Source organism: Wolbachia endosymbiont of Protocalliphora sialia (assembly GCF_053891855.1).
Genome location: NZ_JAIUJX010000002.1, coordinates 223,564 through 240,506, shown reverse-complemented (window position 1 = coordinate 240,506; position 16,943 = coordinate 223,564). Strand labels below are relative to the sequence as shown.

Annotated in this window: 18 protein-coding genes, 2 tRNA genes and 1 pseudogene; 17 read left to right on the top strand and 4 right to left on the bottom strand. The window is 33.7% G+C overall.

Annotated features, from left to right (window positions below):
* Positions 1–3 precede the first annotated feature (3 nt).
* A complete protein-coding gene (gene dapF, locus LB100_RS02005) occupies positions 4–798 on the bottom strand; it encodes a diaminopimelate epimerase (RefSeq protein ID WP_456201231.1) in 795 nt (264 codons plus the stop codon).
* Between the two features lie 72 nt (positions 799–870).
* Here dapF and LB100_RS02000 point away from each other — a divergent pair, with 72 nt between their 5' ends.
* Complete coding sequence (locus tag LB100_RS02000; RefSeq protein ID WP_456201229.1) at positions 871–2,016, top strand: glycoside hydrolase family 5 protein; 1,146 nt, start codon at positions 871–873, stop codon at positions 2,014–2,016.
* Here the strand turns inward: LB100_RS02000 and LB100_RS01995 are convergent.
* The gene (locus LB100_RS01995) at positions 1,992–2,564 is read right to left on the bottom strand and encodes a nitroreductase family protein (RefSeq protein WP_026097255.1); all 573 of its coding nucleotides are present in this window, start codon (positions 2,562–2,564) and stop codon (positions 1,992–1,994) included. The two genes, LB100_RS02000 and LB100_RS01995, sit on opposite strands and share 25 nt — an antisense overlap.
* A gap of 96 nt (positions 2,565–2,660) precedes the next feature.
* On the opposite strand from LB100_RS01995, the gene LB100_RS01990 reads away from it, so the two are divergent.
* The 6 genes from LB100_RS01990 to petA all read left to right on the top strand — a co-directional run bounded on the left by LB100_RS01990 (position 2,661) and on the right by petA (position 8,103).
* On the top strand, positions 2,661–3,188 hold the full coding sequence (locus LB100_RS01990; RefSeq protein ID WP_264336415.1) for a biotin transporter BioY: 528 nt from the start codon (positions 2,661–2,663) through the stop codon (positions 3,186–3,188).
* On the top strand, positions 3,185–3,583 hold the full coding sequence (locus LB100_RS01985) for a DUF1284 domain-containing protein (RefSeq protein WP_007302343.1): 399 nt from the start codon (positions 3,185–3,187) through the stop codon (positions 3,581–3,583). Before LB100_RS01990 ends, LB100_RS01985 begins: the two co-directional genes overlap by 4 nt.
* A 68-nt stretch (positions 3,584–3,651) precedes the next feature.
* Positions 3,652–4,518 carry a tetratricopeptide repeat protein gene (locus LB100_RS01980; protein WP_010403952.1) on the top strand — a complete coding sequence of 289 codons (867 nt, stop codon included), beginning with the start codon at positions 3,652–3,654 and terminating at the stop codon, positions 4,516–4,518.
* A gap of 64 nt (positions 4,519–4,582) precedes the next feature.
* Positions 4,583–4,655, top strand: a tRNA-Val gene (locus LB100_RS01975).
* Between the two features lie 51 nt (positions 4,656–4,706).
* On the top strand, positions 4,707–7,409 hold the full coding sequence (gene gyrA / locus LB100_RS01970) for a DNA topoisomerase (ATP-hydrolyzing) subunit A (RefSeq protein ID WP_456201226.1): 2,703 nt from the start codon (positions 4,707–4,709) through the stop codon (positions 7,407–7,409).
* A gap of 94 nt (positions 7,410–7,503) precedes the next feature.
* The gene (petA, locus tag LB100_RS01965; RefSeq protein ID WP_456201224.1) at positions 7,504–8,103 is read left to right on the top strand and encodes a ubiquinol-cytochrome c reductase iron-sulfur subunit; all 600 of its coding nucleotides are present in this window, start codon (positions 7,504–7,506) and stop codon (positions 8,101–8,103) included.
* Positions 8,104–8,196: 93 nt separating this feature from the next.
* Here the strand turns inward: petA and LB100_RS01960 are convergent, their stop codons facing one another.
* Positions 8,197–8,370, bottom strand: coding sequence for a hypothetical protein (locus tag LB100_RS01960; RefSeq protein ID WP_456201222.1), 174 nt, complete (start codon positions 8,368–8,370; stop codon positions 8,197–8,199).
* A gap of 93 nt (positions 8,371–8,463) precedes the next feature.
* Here LB100_RS01960 and LB100_RS01955 point away from each other — a divergent pair.
* Positions 8,464–8,948 (top strand): annotated as a pseudogene (locus LB100_RS01955) (transposase); the annotation flags it as partial.
* An 86-nt stretch (positions 8,949–9,034) separates the two neighbouring features.
* Here the strand turns inward: LB100_RS01955 and LB100_RS01950 are convergent.
* The gene (locus LB100_RS01950) at positions 9,035–10,030 is read right to left on the bottom strand and encodes a glycine zipper family protein (RefSeq protein WP_456201220.1); all 996 of its coding nucleotides are present in this window, start codon (positions 10,028–10,030) and stop codon (positions 9,035–9,037) included.
* A 141-nt stretch (positions 10,031–10,171) separates the two neighbouring features.
* Here LB100_RS01950 and elbB point away from each other — a divergent pair, with 141 nt between their 5' ends.
* From elbB to dapA, 9 genes are all read left to right on the top strand, one after another.
* The gene (gene elbB, locus LB100_RS01945) at positions 10,172–10,870 is read left to right on the top strand and encodes an isoprenoid biosynthesis glyoxalase ElbB (RefSeq protein WP_264719765.1); all 699 of its coding nucleotides are present in this window, start codon (positions 10,172–10,174) and stop codon (positions 10,868–10,870) included.
* Between the two features lie 137 nt (positions 10,871–11,007).
* Complete coding sequence (locus tag LB100_RS01940; protein ID WP_456201218.1) at positions 11,008–11,316, top strand: hypothetical protein; 309 nt, start codon at positions 11,008–11,010, stop codon at positions 11,314–11,316.
* Positions 11,317–11,374: 58 nt separating this feature from the next.
* Positions 11,375–12,301, top strand: coding sequence for a 4-hydroxy-3-methylbut-2-enyl diphosphate reductase (gene ispH, locus LB100_RS01935; RefSeq protein WP_456201216.1), 927 nt, complete (start codon positions 11,375–11,377; stop codon positions 12,299–12,301).
* A gap of 249 nt (positions 12,302–12,550) precedes the next feature.
* A complete protein-coding gene (locus LB100_RS01930; RefSeq protein WP_456201215.1) occupies positions 12,551–14,011 on the top strand; it encodes a hypothetical protein in 1,461 nt (486 codons plus the stop codon).
* Positions 14,012–14,015: 4 nt separating this feature from the next.
* A complete protein-coding gene (locus LB100_RS01925; RefSeq protein ID WP_010406999.1) occupies positions 14,016–14,624 on the top strand; it encodes a hypothetical protein in 609 nt (202 codons plus the stop codon).
* Positions 14,621–15,409, top strand: coding sequence for a hypothetical protein (locus LB100_RS01920; protein WP_010407002.1), 789 nt, complete (start codon positions 14,621–14,623; stop codon positions 15,407–15,409). The genes LB100_RS01925 and LB100_RS01920 overlap by 4 nt, the downstream gene beginning before the upstream one ends.
* Before the next feature lie 12 nt (positions 15,410–15,421).
* Positions 15,422–15,495, top strand: a tRNA-Arg gene (locus tag LB100_RS01915).
* A 68-nt stretch (positions 15,496–15,563) separates the two neighbouring features.
* Complete coding sequence (gene ssb, locus LB100_RS01910; RefSeq protein ID WP_456201213.1) at positions 15,564–16,046, top strand: single-stranded DNA-binding protein; 483 nt, start codon at positions 15,564–15,566, stop codon at positions 16,044–16,046.
* 9 nt (positions 16,047–16,055) lie between these two features.
* Entirely contained in the window at positions 16,056–16,943 is an 888-nt protein-coding gene (dapA, locus tag LB100_RS01905; protein ID WP_456201212.1) for a 4-hydroxy-tetrahydrodipicolinate synthase, read from the top strand.

Below are 16,943 nucleotides of genomic sequence, written 5' to 3'. Positions count from 1 at the left end.
AGGTCATAAAAACCCTATATCCCCAGTCATCAGTATATTTTTTGACCACTCAATCAGTAACTGACCTCCTGGTAAATGCACTGAAGTTTGTTTAGTAGCCAAACACTTACGAAGTATAGATGCAACAAATGCTGCACAAGCCGCACTACCACATGAAGCAGTAATACCTGTTCCTCTTTCCCAAACTCTTAAGTTTATTTCTCCAGATTTTTCTATTTGTGCAATACTAACATTTGTTTTCTGAGGAAATAATTCGTGATTTTCTAGCTTTGGTCCTAAATTCTGCAATGGTATTTCGCTTATGTTATCAACAAAAAAAACTATATGAGGGTTACCAATATTTACTGCAACTGGCTCTTTCAGCATTTCAACCTCTATAGGTAGATAAAGGGGATCGCATTCACAAGAAAGAGGAATTTCATTCCATTTAAGCAGTGGTTTACCCATATTGACCTTTATTGATTTATCACCTACTTTAAAACATTCTAAGATACGATTATTTATCAGCTCAATAGTGATATATTCAGTACCTTTTTCTAACATTATCAAATATCCAACACAGCGTGCTGCGTTTCCACACATTTCAGCTCGACTACCGTCAGCATTGTAGATATGCATAAAGCAGTTTGCAGCATTAGACATTGTTATAATTATCACTTGATCACAACTGCCTTGATCAGCAATTTGTCTATAATTCCAGTCTAAATTCTTTGCTGAACGTGAGTCTATGATAACAAAACTATTGCCAGTACCGTGCATCTTTACAAACGGGATCTTGTCTGTTAGGTTACTTACCATTATAGCAAAATTATATAAGTGAAAATTTTTCTTCTAATTACAGCTGTTTTGTATTCTATAGTTTTCTGTAATGTGAGTGCTAAGTCAATACCGGAGAACAGCAAAATGCTCTTTTGGCAAACTGGAGTTAGAAAGGGAGCAAATGTTTTCAATAGAAAAGTTGATAGTGACTTAATCAAAGCAGCAAAGGAATACAAAATTGGTTTTATTCGTCTTGCTCCTGACAAATTTGAAACTACGCAACGTGACTTCCTCTTAGGTAATGCAGACAGTTATCAGGGCCTAATTCCCAAAGACCTGAAAGTTCTGAAAGATGTTTTAGATGCTTTTCATCAACAAAAAATACCAGTAGTGTTAACGATGCTTAGCTTACCTGGATCTAGATGGAAGCAAAATAATAACGATAAAGATGATTTACGTTTATGGTCAGATCAAGCTTTTCAAAAACAAGCAGCAAAATTTTGGCAAGATCTTGCGAAAGAGCTTAAAGATCATCCTGCTATTGTTGGATATAATATCTTAAATGAACCACATCCAGAAAGGCTTTATAATACTGCAGATTCGGCTATTTATAACGTAGAACAAAGCAAAGTTCAGAAGAATCTATTTGGCTTTTATAGCAGCGTGGTAAACAGTGTCCGCCAAGTTGACTCAGAGACCCCAATAATACTTGATAGCAGCAGTTATGCTGACTCTAATACTTTTGATAAATTCAAACCAGTTGATGATTCTAATATTCTTTATTCTTTTCACATGTATGAGCCCTTTGCTTATACAAATTTAAAATTAAACCAGGATAACTTTGCCTACCCTGGACATGTTCAATCTTTTGATGGAAAAAAAGTAGAGTATTGGAATAAAGATAAGTTAAAATTATATATAGAACCTGTAAAAATTTTCCAAGAGAAGTATAATATACCAGATTATCAGATCCTTGCTGGAGAGTTTGGCGGACATCGCTGTTCAAAAGGATTAGAGCACTATTTTCGAGATCTTACTTCTATTTTTAATGAATATAATTGGCACTTTGCTGTTTATGGCTTTCGAGAAGATATGTGGGATGGAATGGATTATGAATTGGGAAGTAAAAAGCTTTCATGGAAAGATTGGCAAGCAATTGAAAAGGGTAGGATGAAAAAAAATTATTTGCCAGATAATCCAATTTTTAAGATATTAAAAAAAGAATGGTCAAGTCAGCTCGCTGGCCATTCGTCATAAAAAAATATTTCTTCTATTGGCTTTCTGTTCTTTTCTTTAACTTCGGCACCTTCTTCCTCGTAACCAACCGCTATCACTGACATTACATTAAAATCATCAGGTACATTAAACCTCTCTATTATTTTGTCTTTGTCAAATCCGCCCATCTGATGAGCCATTAAGCCTATAGCTGTAGCCTGTAGCATAAGTGCGTAATTTGCTGCACCAGTATCATGCTTAGCCCAAAAATTTCCCCCTTTGTCTGGCTTTCGGAAGTTTTTAGCACTTAAAGATATGATTAACACTTGTGCATCTTTTGCCCACTTTTGATTAGATTCATCAAGGCAATCGAACAATTTTTTCCATGCGCTTTGATTGTTCTGTTTGTTGCATATCACATATCGCCAAGGTTCATCACCAAAACACGAGGGTGTTAGCCTTACAGCTTCTATTAAAATATCCATTTCTTTTTGAGATATTGCTTTTGTAGGATCGTATGAACGTCCACTGTGTCTTGCTTTCATCAACGATAATAGATCTTGTTTACTCATCATTTTTAAATAGTGCATAAATAATTCATTGTAGCGCAATATGAGCAAAATTTAAATTGCAAAACCTCTTATACACATATATTACATTTAGTAAGTTATTTCTATTGGGAAGATATGTTTATAACACAATCAAGCAGTAGGTCAACACTGGTTGAAATATTGTCTTGTGTTTTACTTTTATTCTTGATGGCTCAAATAAGCGTACCGTTGCAGCCTGTGCCTATCACATTGCAAACTTTAGGAGTAATGCTCATTGGGCTTAAATTTAACCGCAGAACAGCATTCTATTCTGTGCTTACATATCTATCACTTGGTGCAGCAGGATTTCCTGTTTTTGCGAATTTTTCTAGTGGTTATCACATTTTTCTTGGACCAACAGGTGGATATTTAATTGGCTGTTTAGCTGCTGTTATGGTAATGAACAAAGTAAATGAATTACTGAACTCTAAATATAAATCATTTGTGTGTAATTCTTTAAGTTGTCTGGCCGGTACAGCTGTAATCTTTATTTGTGGTGTTAGTTGGCTTTCTGTTTACTTTGGTCTGGAACGAGCAATAATGGTAGGTGTTTTACCATTTATCCTTCCTGGTTTGGTAAAAATTTTTCTACTTGTAGCAGCTTTGCAATATTTGAAAAAATGATAAAATTTCGTCCTCATCATTTCATGTGCACTCTTGCATTTCAAGGATATGGGTATTCTCAGGGTTTTGTAGAAAATTACAAAAAGATAGCAAGTAAAGTAATTAATGATCCTAATACTAAAATCGAAGTAGTTGATAATCTTGACACTATTTGCAGTGTTTGCCCAAACCAGACTAAACAAGGTAAATGTACCACACAAGCTAAAGTTTTAGAGCTAGATAGAAGGCATATGGAAATTTTAGGAATGAAAATAGGAGAGATTTTAACCTGGAATGAAGCAGTAAAAAGAATTAGAAAGAAAATGTCTTTAGAGAAATTTGACTACGCATGTGAGGAGTGTAATTGGCAACCATATGGAATGTGTAGAAGTGCTCTTTTAACTCACTCTAAATAGTATCTGCCAATTAATAATATCTTTATTATTATATTAGATAAGTAATGTAGCATTTATGAATTTGTAATGTGTTGCGTATAGTTCAAAGAAATAAGATTTACTGGTTACGCGCTGCAGCCAATGCCACAACACTAGGATCTATGTTTGTCTGCATGTTAATTTGCGTTGTGATTTTATGGAGGTCTTCTGTTACCTATGCTAGTGAAAATTTGGAGATACAGAAGGTCTTTGATAGTGTTGTCAAGCATATAAAAGCTGATAAAAAATATAAAGATCTTGATGTTATCGAGAGAAAAAGTGACAAATTTAATATCAAAATTTCGCAGAATTCTGGCAAGAATTTTGACATATACTCTATTTTAAAAAAAGCAAAAGATTCCTTTGAGTTAGGAGATAGTGAAACAGCTACTTCTCTCCTCAATCAGATTATCGCAAAATTTCCTTATCATGAAAGTGCTTTAATTGGACTAGGGAATATCTATTACGCTAACAAAGAATTTAAAAAAGCTGTAGAGATTTACACAAGACTGTTAAAAGAATATCCTAGCAACCCTTATGTATTAAAGAACTTTCTGACGATAATCTCACAATATGATCCTAATTTAGCATTGAGTGAAATGTTGAAATTGTATGATACACTCAGAAATAGCGCCCCTTTATCAGCAAATTTAGGTTTGATCTATATGAAAAAAGGGGATTACGTAAAAGCTAAAGAATATATGAAAGCAGCAATTTCTTTAGATCAAAACAATATTTTTTATACCTATAATTTAGCTGTTATTCTAGATAAGCTCTCAGATTTTAAAAATGCCACAGCATGTTATTCAAAGTTGTTGAACATGTCAAAAAATGCAAGTGAAAGAATACCTTTATACAAGGTAGCAGCAAGACTAAAATTTATACAACTCCATAGTGCGCACCCAGCGATTCCATAAGAGTTGCTTGTATCGCTATTTTTGTTTACAACAACAACATTGAACTATAGAATTATATCTAGAGGGGCAATTAGCTCAGCTGGTAGAGCATCTCGTTTACACCGAGGAGGTCGGCAGTTCAAGTCTGTCATTGCCCATTAGCCTAGTTGAATATTAATATTACAATTATTTCAATCAAAGTATAGAAAATGCAAGACAACATAGTACCAGTTTCAATAGTGAAAGAGCTAGAAGATTCTTATCTCTCCTATGCAATGAGTGTGATCATAAGTCGAGCTATACCTGATGTGCGAGATGGATTTAAACCTGTTCATAGGCGCATATTATACGCAATGTCGAGGGCTGGGTTCGATGCCGGTAAACCGTATAAAAAAGCAGCTCGTATAGTCGGGGATGTAATGGGAAAATATCACCCACATGGTGATGCAGCCATTTACGATTCTTTGGTCAGGATGGCTCAAGATTTTTCTCTTCTTTTACCGCTTATCGATGGGCAAGGTAACTTTGGTTCAATAGATGGAGATCCACCAGCTTCAATGCGATATACAGAAGCAAGGCTCCACAGAGTATCGCATTTTTTACTGAATGATATTGATGAAGATACAGTTGACTTCAGATCAAACTACGATGGAAATGAAACAGAGCCTGTTGTACTGCCTGCAGAATTTCCGAATCTATTGGTAAATGGTGCAAGCGGTGTTGCAGTTGGTATGGCAACCAATATTCCTTCTCACAACCTTGGAGAAATAATAGATGCTTGTATGTTATATATAGATAATCCTGAAGTTACTTTGGATGAGTTACTTGAAGTGATGCCAGGACCGGATTTCCCAACTGGAGGAACGATTCTTGGAAGGTCTGGAATAAGATCAGCATTTGCAACGGGTCGTGGATCAATTGTTGTGCAAGGCAAGACTCACATGGAAGACCTGCCACAAGATAGGCAAGCAATAGTGATTGATGAAATACCTTACCAGGTAAATAAAGTAAAATTAATTGAGAAGATAGGTGAGCTTGTAAAAGAAAAAAGAATTGATGGCATAACAGAAATTAGGGATGAGTCTGATAAGTCTGGTATTAGAGTAGTAATTGACCTCAGAAGAAATGCTGAAGCAAGTTTTATACTTAATCAAATATTGGGACTAACTCCACTAAGAAGTAGTTTTAGTGTTAATACTTTAGTCCTCAACAATAACAGGCCTGCTTTGATGTCATTGAAAGAAATCATAGCTGCTTTCATTGATTTTAGAAAAGAAGTATTAATCAGAAGAACAGAATTTCGTTTAAGAAAAACGAGGGAAAAAGCTCATATATACATAGGGCTCTACATTGCGGTCCTCAGCATAGATGAAGTGATAAAAATCATCCGTGGTGCAAAAGATCCTGAAGAAGCAAGCAGAGAGCTTTTAAACAAGGAATGGAAAACCTCAGCTGAAATAAACACGATTATTGAACTAATCTCAGACAGTGTGAGCTTTTTGAAAGATGGAGTATATAGATTAACTGAGCTGCAAACAAAAGCTATTCTTGACATGAAATTGCAACGCTTAACAGGCCTTGAAAAAAGCAAATTAGAAAATGAGTTAAATTCAATGCTTAGCCTGATAAAAGAATATATTGCTTTTCTTGGCTCAGAAGAGAAATTGATGCAAGAAATAAAAAACAATTTACAAGAAATAAAGAATAGATTTGCCGTACCTCGAAGAACTTCAATAGAAGAATCAGACATGGACATTGAAGCTGAAGATCTAATTCCACAAGAAGATATGGTAGTGACCGTAACTATGAATGGTTACATCAAACGTGTGAAGCTCTCTCACTATAGAACCCAACATCGTGGTGGAAAAGGAAAGCTAGGACAGGGATTAAAAGAGGAGGACGTAATCACAAAATTATTTGTTGGAAATACTCATACTAGCCTTTTATTCTTTTCTAATACTGGTCGAGTTTACAGATTAAAAGTTTATAAACTGCCTCTTGCAGAGCCAACTGCACGTGGAAGAGCGCTTGTTAATATATTCCCGCTTAGCGATGGTGAAACTATAACTAACATCATGCCGCTTCCAAGTGAGAATGACGAAAATCAAAATATAGTTTTTGTTACTGCTCATGGGAACATAAGGCGTAACTCCTTAGCAGATTTTCACTATATTCCAAGCAATGGAAAAATAGCAATAAAGCTCGACGAAGGGGACAGGTTAATATCAGTTAAAGTATGTAGCGAAATTGATCATGTTCTACTTTCAACAACACTTGGAAAAAGCATCAGATTTGTTGTAAGCGATGTGCGTCAATTTAAGAGTCGTAATTCAGATGGCGTAAGAGGTATCAAACTTGCAAAAAATGACAGTGTGATATCCATGACCATACTAAACGGCATAGGTATTGCAATAGAAATAAAAGAACTTTACTTAAAAGTTCCACTTGCAAAAAGGATGGAAGCTGTAACCAACAACTCAATTGATTCTAAATTAGAAAAAACTTTGAATGATTTAGAAATAGATAACAAACTGTTCTTAAAACTTGCAATGAATGAGGAGTTCATATTAACTATTACTGAAAATGGCTTTGGTAAAAGAACTTCTGCGTACGAGTATAGGGTAACAAATAGAGGTGGTGTTGGTATTACAAATATCCTTACTACTAGCAGAAATGGCAATGTTGTTGCTAGCTTTCCAGTTGAGCAGGTTGATAATATCATGCTTATTACAGATAAAGGAAAGTTAATTCGTATTTCAGTAAATGATATCAGAATTACAGGACGTAGCACTCAAGGAGTCACTCTGTTTAAAACAGAGAGTAGAGAAAAGGTGGTTTCAGTAGCGAAAATTGAGGATCCTAACTCCACTGAAGATAGTATTTCCGAAATTGAAAACTCTGTTCCTTCTTAACTGTATAGCAAAGGCTAAGCAAAAAGTGCAAATTTCTGTTGATTAATCTATAGTATTTAAATTAAAATATATATCTATGGTCAAGTAGAGATTAATGGATAAGAAATTAACTAAAAATAAAAAATCGTTGACAAATGAGAAGAATAAAAAAACATCTCCTATTAAGGATCTTACTCAAAATAAGAGTAGAAGAGATTTTATAACATTAACTACATGCGCCATGGCAGGTATAGGAGCTGCAAGCGGTTTTTGGCCGCTAGTTAAGTCTATGAATCCTTCTGCTGAGGTTTTAGCAATGTCTACGGTTGAGGTTAATCTATCTGACATTCAAGAAGGACAAGGAAAAAAGGTAAAATGGCAAGGTAAGCCAGTATTTATTCGCAGACGTACGAAACAAGAGATTGAGGCTGCAAGAGCCATAAATGCAGAAAATTTGAGAGATCCTGAATCAGATGAAAAAAGAGTATACAAAGGGAAAGATGAATGGTTAATTATGATTGGAATATGCACCCATCTTGGATGTGTACCAGTTGATCACGCTACAAAAGACGGCAACGGTTGGTTCTGCCCTTGTCACGGTTCATATTATGACACATCAGGCCGAGTAATTGGCGGTCCTGCACCAAAAAACATGGCTATACCTGACTACTTTTTTCCAAGTGAAAATATTGTAGTAATTGGCAAGAAGGCTTAACAGATTTTCATAATTAAAGTAACGAAAGTATATTGTATTTCAAGAAGCACACTGACTTCATAGGCAAAGCTCTTGAAGTCTATCAAGCTAATTTTATACTATGCACATATTCGGGTGATAATTAAGAAACTTGCCTGCCAAATCTTCAGAGTTGACAGCTAAATTTAAAACTTGCTCCTTTACGTCAGAAAAATTCTGACTAACTTGCTTAAAGTTATTTTCTAACTCTTCGAGGATGGAGCTGGAATTAAAAAAACTTTTCTGCATTTTATCAAGATTTTGAGTTATATAGCTTAATACATAAAGATAGAGACAAGAGGGGAAGAGATATGGTAAAGCAAGAAAAAGCTGAAAGTGAGGTTCTGGTTAGAAGTGTTAAACGACCTAAAAGAGAGAGAGGAATAGAGGATATTCTGATTGCATGTGTTAAAAAGTTTTCCTGCAGCTATAAATAGCTAAAGCAGAAATGTATTGTACATCAGATAAGAAATTCACTGAAGTAGCAAAAACTTTCATGAATGATTAAAAAAAATATATCGTGCTTCAAGTAAAGAAATCGCTGAAAATTATTTGCTTGAGCTGATGGGTGAAAAATATCCTTTGGTCATAAAATCGTGGCAAAACAATTGGAAAAATTTGTCTAGTATTCAGGGCCAGTTAGGCGGCTCCACTAATTCTATCGAGGAAGAAAATTTGCTAAAACCAAAGGTTCATTTACCAGCTTGTACAAGTTGGTATATTGTGCTATAAAAAGACAGAGCAAAAATGGACTACAGCTTTGCCTTTTAACTATCTCTCAGCTCAATATTTTCTTTCCTAATAGATTAAAAATTGAGTTGAACTAAAAATCCGGTTTGAACACTCCCAAAAAGTAGCGTGCCACCCTTTCGATAGTAATTTTCACATCAAAATGCTCTTCAAATGTATCAATTCACATTTCTTTCCCTTCTTCACTAACTCGTTCAGCACTTGAACTCTCTAATTTAGGGCTTGGTTCTATTTTCTGAACTTTCTCATTAACCTTTTTTTCCACCTCGTCTATTTTATTATTACCAATTGCCATAATTGCAGGTTGAAATTTCTCCATAAGTTCCTTAAGTGATTTTTCATCACTTTCATGAGTACTGAGGCCCTTTTGTAGAAGTCTTTCCATATCCTTTTCTAAAAATTCTTTAATGTCTCCATCCTTTACTAACTCTCGTATAGCAGATCGTTGCTCTTCATTTTTAAGCATTTTTATGATCCTTATTTTATTCTGGGCCTCTTTTGATTTTTCAGCGTCTTGAGCGTATATCATATTATTAATGAAATCTTTCTCTAATCTAGAGAAGTTAATCTTTTCCCAAGTCAATTCATCGATCACATCTTTCACAAAACTTTTCACTGCTTTTCCGAATTTAATTGCACCTTCTTTTATCTCACCTCTATTCTGGTATATAAGATAACCAATAGCAGCTATAGCAACTAGTGCTACAAACCCTACGAATGCTGCTCCTCCAATTATTAATGCACCGGTCACTCCTCCTACTGTTAATAAACCTGCTAGTGCACCTGTTAGTGTTGTCACTGCTGCTCCACTTATCAATCCTTGAGCTAACAGTTGATTGCCTAAAGTTTCAAGCTCTTTCTCCATGCCTTCTACTTTATTTACTTGCTCCGAAAATTTTTCTAATTCAACTTTGTTCTTCTCAAAATTCTCCAATATAAGAACTATTACATCCCCAAAAACATTTTTATTTTCCATCAGAAATTTAGACATATCATCGATAGGTGGTGTATTAGAAATTTCACTTTTGTTTTCAAAGTTATTTAGTTTTAATAGATCCTCCAAGCCTTGTAACAAATCTTTTTTTCCACTAATATATTTTACTATACTTTTAATGAACTCGTCCGAATTGGTTGGATTTGTTGTACCACCTTGTACCATATTCAATTCCTATAAATTATAAATATGCCTAATTATATATGCTAATTATTAATTATATTATAATTGACATAAAATAATTACTCCTTTCCAAATATGGAATTTGTATTACAATACCTAGATTATATGAAATCAAGGTATTTTATGGGTGAGAAAAAATTAAGAGCCGCTGTGGTTTTATCAGGATGCGGCCACCTCGACGGCACAGAGGTGAGAGAAGCAGTCTTAACTCTGCTTGTGTTTGATCAGCAGGAAGTTGAAGTCACATGTTTTGCTCCTGACATTGATATTACACAAGTTATGAACCACAAAACAAAAGAAGCAGTAAAAGAAAAAAGGAATGTACTTGTAGAAGCAGCAAGAATTGCAAGAGGTGAGATAAATGATTTAAGAGAAGCTAAAGCTGAAAATTTTGACATGCTAGTCGTACCTGGTGGATATGGAGTTGCGAAAAATTTATCTGACTTAGCTGAAAATAAAACAGTAATGCCTGAGTTTGAAAGATTAGTCTCAGAGTTCTTTGTTGCAAAAAAGCCAATAGGAACTATATGTATATCTCCAGCCATTATTGTTTTAATTTTAAATAGCAAGATAGGTAAAGAAGAAAGTAAGATTAAGGTAACTATAGGAGACGACAAAGACCAGTTGATAGAGAAGCTCGGCGGCGAACATATAACATGCGATACAAAGCTATCAATAGAAGACGAAAAGCATAATATATTTTCCTGCTCTGCTTATATGCGTAGTGACGAAAGTACACACTCTGTATATCAAGGAATAAAACACATGATTGACAGTATGGTGAAAAAAATTAATAAAAAAACCAAACAACCATTTCTCTAAAGTGTAGTTTCTTATACAATTAATTATGTTATACTTCCAGTTGCATTATTGTTGTAGCCAAAGTAATCTGTAATTGCTTATTAACGGTAAGCTATATTTAGTATGTAAGTTTAGTTCTTTTTTTTATAGATATAAATATGTCAGATCTTTTTTATATTGAAAGTGAGTGTTGTGTAGATGGTCAGTGTGATACTTATGCAGGAGAAGTGAGTATTAATGATGTCATGTTGGGCAAGTTTAGTCTAAATTCACACAGTGGGAAAAAAGCCATGGTAAATATAGACATCGTTACATTCGATATCCATATTGCTATGGATGGCCAAGGTGGAAAGACAATAAAAAGAGACCTCAAGAGTCCTGAATTTACAATTAAAGATGACGGTTCCTGGTATATTAACAAGAGTCTTGGTAGTGATAAATTTGAAATTATAGTAAAGCAGTCATGATATGAAACATAGTGAGCGGAGCTTACTTTTTAGCAATGTTTACATACTTACTTAAAAAATGGAGATTATCTTAGCTGAACCACGCGGTTTCTGTGCAGGGGTTAAAAGAGCTGTAGACATATTAGCAATCACTTTAGAGAAATACAAAAATGAACGCCAAGTTTATGTACTACACGAAATCGTTCATAATAAGTATATAGTAGAGGACTTCAAGAAACAAGGAGTGGTTTTTGTAAGCAGCATAGAAGACATTAAAGACAATAGAGGAATATTGATCTTTAGCGCACATGGAGTGTCGAAAAGTATAGAGGATGAGGCAAAAAGAAAGGGTGTTCAAGTGATTGATGCAACATGTCCATTAGTTAGCAAAGTACATAAAGAGGCAAAAAAGTATGAGGATAGTGGTAAAGAATTAATTCTAATTGGACATGAAAATCATCCAGAAGTTAAAGGAATTATAGGAAGAGTAAGTAATCCTATATCTCTAGTGCAAACTATGCAAGACGTATACAATTTACAAATCAAAGATCCAGATAATTTATCTTATGTAACACAAACCACGTTAAGTATTGACGATACCAAAGAAATTATTGCTACACTGAAGCTCAGATTTCCAAGCATTACAGGCCCCGACTTAAAAGATATATGCTATGCAACACAAAATAGGCAGAACGCTGTTAAAAAATTGGCTAAAATTACAGACGTAGTGTTAATTGTAGGAAGCAAAAACAGTTCAAATTCAAACCGTTTATTAGACCTGTGCATTTCCACAGGAAAAAGAGCCTATTTGATTGATAATTATAAATGTATGAACAAAAATTGGTTGCAGGGCGCAGAAAAAATAGGAATTACTGCAGGTGCTTCTGCTCCTGATATATTAGTTGATGAGCTAGTAAATTACTTAAAAATAAATATGAATACAAAAGTTTCAGTCATGCCAGATGGATTCACTGAAAATGTTCAGTTCAAGTATACTAAATGGTAATGTGCAACAACGTGCGTCAAATCAAGTCTTTAGCTCAATTCAATTTTCAGTCTGTTGGAGAATAAAATATCAAGCTGAGATATAATTAATCCTCGTTTGTCAGGTTAAGTTGTGTCTAGCACAAATATAAAAAACCTTCATCATACAAAAGGGTTAATATTACTACTAATTTTATCAAAAACTTATAATATAAGTAATATTGTCATCTCATGTTTAATGAATTTCAATAAATTACCTTTTTAATTCTAGATGAGTATACACTTTGTTAATATGTTTGGGTCAAAACCCAAAAGTAAGTTTATGCTTTCTATAGGAAAAGAAGGCACAATGTTACTATATTTTAAAAATGATACTTTAAATAAAAGATATTTTGCTAAGGACAAAAATAATAAAGTTGTTTCTGACTTAATTTCATGTCTCTCATCAGATAAAAAAGCACCCTTATATCTGGTTCTCAATCACACTGATCAGAACTATTTGCTACAGTCTATCCCAAGAGTAAATAGGATTAGTGCTTATCTATCAGCAAAAACAAAAGTAGAGCATTTTGCTCATAATAACGATATAAATTCTATTCTCTTGGTCGAAAAGCCGAATAAATTTAATCAAAACTGGTGGTATCTATTTGTTTCATCAAAAGCAAATCATTTAATAGAATATTGGTTGGACGTGTTTGTTGAAATAGGCTCTAACTTTAAAGGAATATTAATGTTTCCTATAGAACTAGTCAGTATAGCAAAAAAGATTCTACACAAAGATCCTAGTAACTGGAAAATTATAGTTGCTGCAACTAAAACAGGTGGCTATAGACAAGTGGTTCTTAAAGAGAACAAAATGATATTTACACGTTTAATACCATTTACTAATGATAATTTACCAGGAATCATTGCTGGTGAAATATATCAGGAAGTGAAAAATACAATTCAATCTTTAACTAAGTTTGGATTTGAAAAAAATGACCCTATCGACCTTTGCATCATAGTATCAGAAGCTATTAAATCTAGTTTATCAGTTATAAATTTTTCAGAGAATAGTGTGAACATATTGACTCCATATGAGCTAGGTAAACTATTGGTAGCAGAATTAGCTATATGCGAAAAAGATAGCTTTTGTGATACTACAATTTTGTTCCATAGCTTTAAGAATAAGCCAACAGATGTTTTTAATACAAAAGAAACTAAAGAATTTTATCTATTCAATTACCTTTATTTAAACTCTCCTCGGATTTTTCTATACCTCCTTTTGACTTTAATTGTAATTAACACCTTTTGTTTGCGGAATTTGTATTCGAATTTTAATATTGCTGATAATTTATCTGCAAAGCGGAGTGCTTTAAATAACAAACTAATAAAACTTAGCCAAAGCTATAATGTAAAAAAGATAGATGAAGTTTACGATTTTATTAATATCAATAATATTTTATCAAAAATAGAGTACTCTCCTCTCACACAAGTTAAGTATGTAGAAAAGCTAAAAGTACCAGATGTAGAGCTTCAATTATTTGAGTGGAATTATAATGAGGCAAAAAGTTATATTACCACAACTTTAAGGTTTAATTTTCAATCTGGTAAAGACATTTCTTATCAATACGAGAAACTACAGAAAAATTTAAACGATAATTTCCGTACTCATGATATTAGTATTTCTAGCTTACCTACTACTAAAGAGAAAAATCTATCTATTGATGTTGAAATAGGAGAGGCAATGTAGATTGATGACTATCTCTCAACTAAAAAGAAAAGCTACAATTCAGTGCATATATTACTTATTGTTATCTATTGTATTAATAGGGTTATCAACGTGTTTTATTATCTATAACAAAAAGGTTTATAATAAAAATCAAACTGCAGCTGAGGAAATACGCTCTATTAATTTACAGATCATTGAAATTCAAAAGAAAGAAGTCGTTCTAAATAAAAACCTAGATTTATGGAAAAGAATTTCTTCTTCAAACTTACATAGTAGCAGATACATTACAAATTTAAATTTTGAGCTTAACAAGCTATATAAAAAACACTACATGTTAGAACCTGAAATATCAATTTCTATACCTGAAGAAGCTGAACTCCACAATAAAAGTGAACATACAAAAGTAATAAGAAGTGAAGTGGTTCTAAGTTTAAGCTCAATTAGCGATAAGCATATTTTTTTATTTCTACAGTCTATTCCAAATCTTCCTGGTTATGTTATGATCAGATCTCTTACCTTGAATAAGCAGAGAAATATAGATGCTAAAGTTATAAACCAGATTTTAAGTGGTAATATGATAGAGATAGTGAGAGCTAGTATAGTTTTTGATTGGTATACCATATTAAGTAGATGAATATAAAGTTGTTTTTTATTTTTACGCTGCTATTTTTTAATTTTAGTGCATATTGCAATTGCGAAGATCTTGTAGAAAATATAGGGATTTGTAAAAAATATTCTTGCCAACAGCATATTAGTAATGAAGATTTTATTGAGCATAAAATATTAGGGTTAAATAGTGAAAATTTATGTGTATATATAGAAAGACAAGGCAATGATGAAATGGTCTGTCATCATTCTAATGATGGAATGATTATAGAAAAGAAGTACTTAAAAAGTATTTTAAAAGTTGGAAATCAAGAAATAAATGACTTCATTGATATAGCAAATTTGCGTGCGAAGGAGTGTTTTTTTATCAACAATTATTATATAGATCGAGACGATATAATAAAAGAGGCAGCAGAGAGTACTTTATCGCAATATGGTAGCATAAAAAGCATTTTTTTTGATGAAGAGCAGGTTAATAGAATAGTTAGTGAGATGGAAAAGTTTAACTTACAGTCTTCAGGAGTTACAGAGGAAGAAAATTTCAATTGTAAAGTAGTCAGTTTAGATTCAATTTTATACTTTTCCCCCGATACATGGAAAATATGGGTAAATGGAAAGTTGTTTATAAATACTAAGGATTTAAAAGTGCACTCAGTAACTGAAAATTATGTAACTTTTTCATGGGCTGTAAACCAAAAGATAACAAAAGAACGGATAAGCAATTCTAAAAATGTACATTTTGGACATGGAGGTATTATGTTTACGCTTTATCCAGAACAAAAATTTGATTTAGATAGTTTATCTATTAAATAATCTAATACATCTGCGCTTGTAGCTCAGTTGGATAGAGCGTTGCCCTCCGGAGGCAAAGGTCGTGGGTTCGAATCCCTCCAAGCGCGTTTTTAATTAAATTTGACAATAATACTCTCACATAAGATAATAAAGATGTTTGTTTTAAAGCATAATTATGTCTAGTGGTACTATAAATAAAGTCATATTAGTTGGTAATCTAGGAAAAGATCCTGAAATTAGGACTACACAAAATGGAAAAGAGATGGCAAGTTTTTCGATAGCCACATCTGAAAGTTGGATTGACAAATTTTCTGGTACGCGCTCTGAAAAGACAGAATGGCATAATATTGTAATTTTTAGTGAAGGATTAGTAAAAATTGTTAAGGATTTTGCGCGCAAAGGTAGTAAAGTTTATGTTGAAGGTTCTCTGAGAACTAGAAAATGGACTGACCAAAATGGTAGCGAAAGGTATACGACAGAGGTGGTGCTATATAACTTTAATAGTGCCCTTACCCTTTTAGATTCACGAAACAGTATGTCAAACTCTGATTACAAGCCAAGTGAATACAAACAAAATGAAACAGAACAAAAAGATAAACACGGAAGTTTTGACAACGATATAAAAGACGAACTAATCGATGATGAAATACCATTTTAATAACTTCAATTGAAATCTACATTTTTATGGACTGCTTGTGTTACTCCTTTTAATTGCAGTGGAGATAGTATAGATTACCAAAGCTTGCAGCGTTTACTAACAATGCAAGCTGAAGCTGAAAATGGTGTAGTGTTGCTAGGTAGCACAGGTGAAAGCTTATCACTTACTGATTCTGAAAAGCGCACATTAGTTGAATTTGTATGTGAGCTAAAATTAAATACGAAAATTATAATCGGTGTACCAGGAGTGAATCTATATCAGACTCTTGAATGGCTTGATTTTTGCAAGGGTATGCCTATTCATGGCTATCTAATGACAACTCCCATTTATGCAAAGCCTGGAATCATGGGGCAAACTTTATGGTTTGAAAAGCTGCTTAAAAAAGCACATATGCCAGCCATGCTTTACAATATTCCATCAAGAGCAGGAGTGAGTCTTCACGCTGAAACTGTACGCAACTTATCCAGCCACGAAAAATTTTGGGCTATCAAAGATTCAAGTGGCACCGTTGATACTTTAACTCAGTATAAGAAAGTTGCACCAAATATTGAGGTGTTTTGTGGGGACGATAATATGATATTTGATATGGCTGCTAAGGGTGCGGCTGGTCTGGTTTCTGTTGCTGCCAATGTTTGGCCAAGTGTAGTACATGAATATGTTAAGCAATGCATGAGCGGCAAGAACCCTCAAGCAGACAGTTGGCAACAAGCTTGCAAAGCTCTATTTACTGCCAGCAATCCAATACCTACTAAAGCACTTTTGCATAACATTGGGCTCATAGAACACAAAACTGTCCGCCTACCACTCAGCACAGAAGATTTGCCTTCTATTGAAACATTGAGGCAAGCTAATAAAATGATTCTTGGATGGGAAAATCAACTAGCTATGCAGGATTAG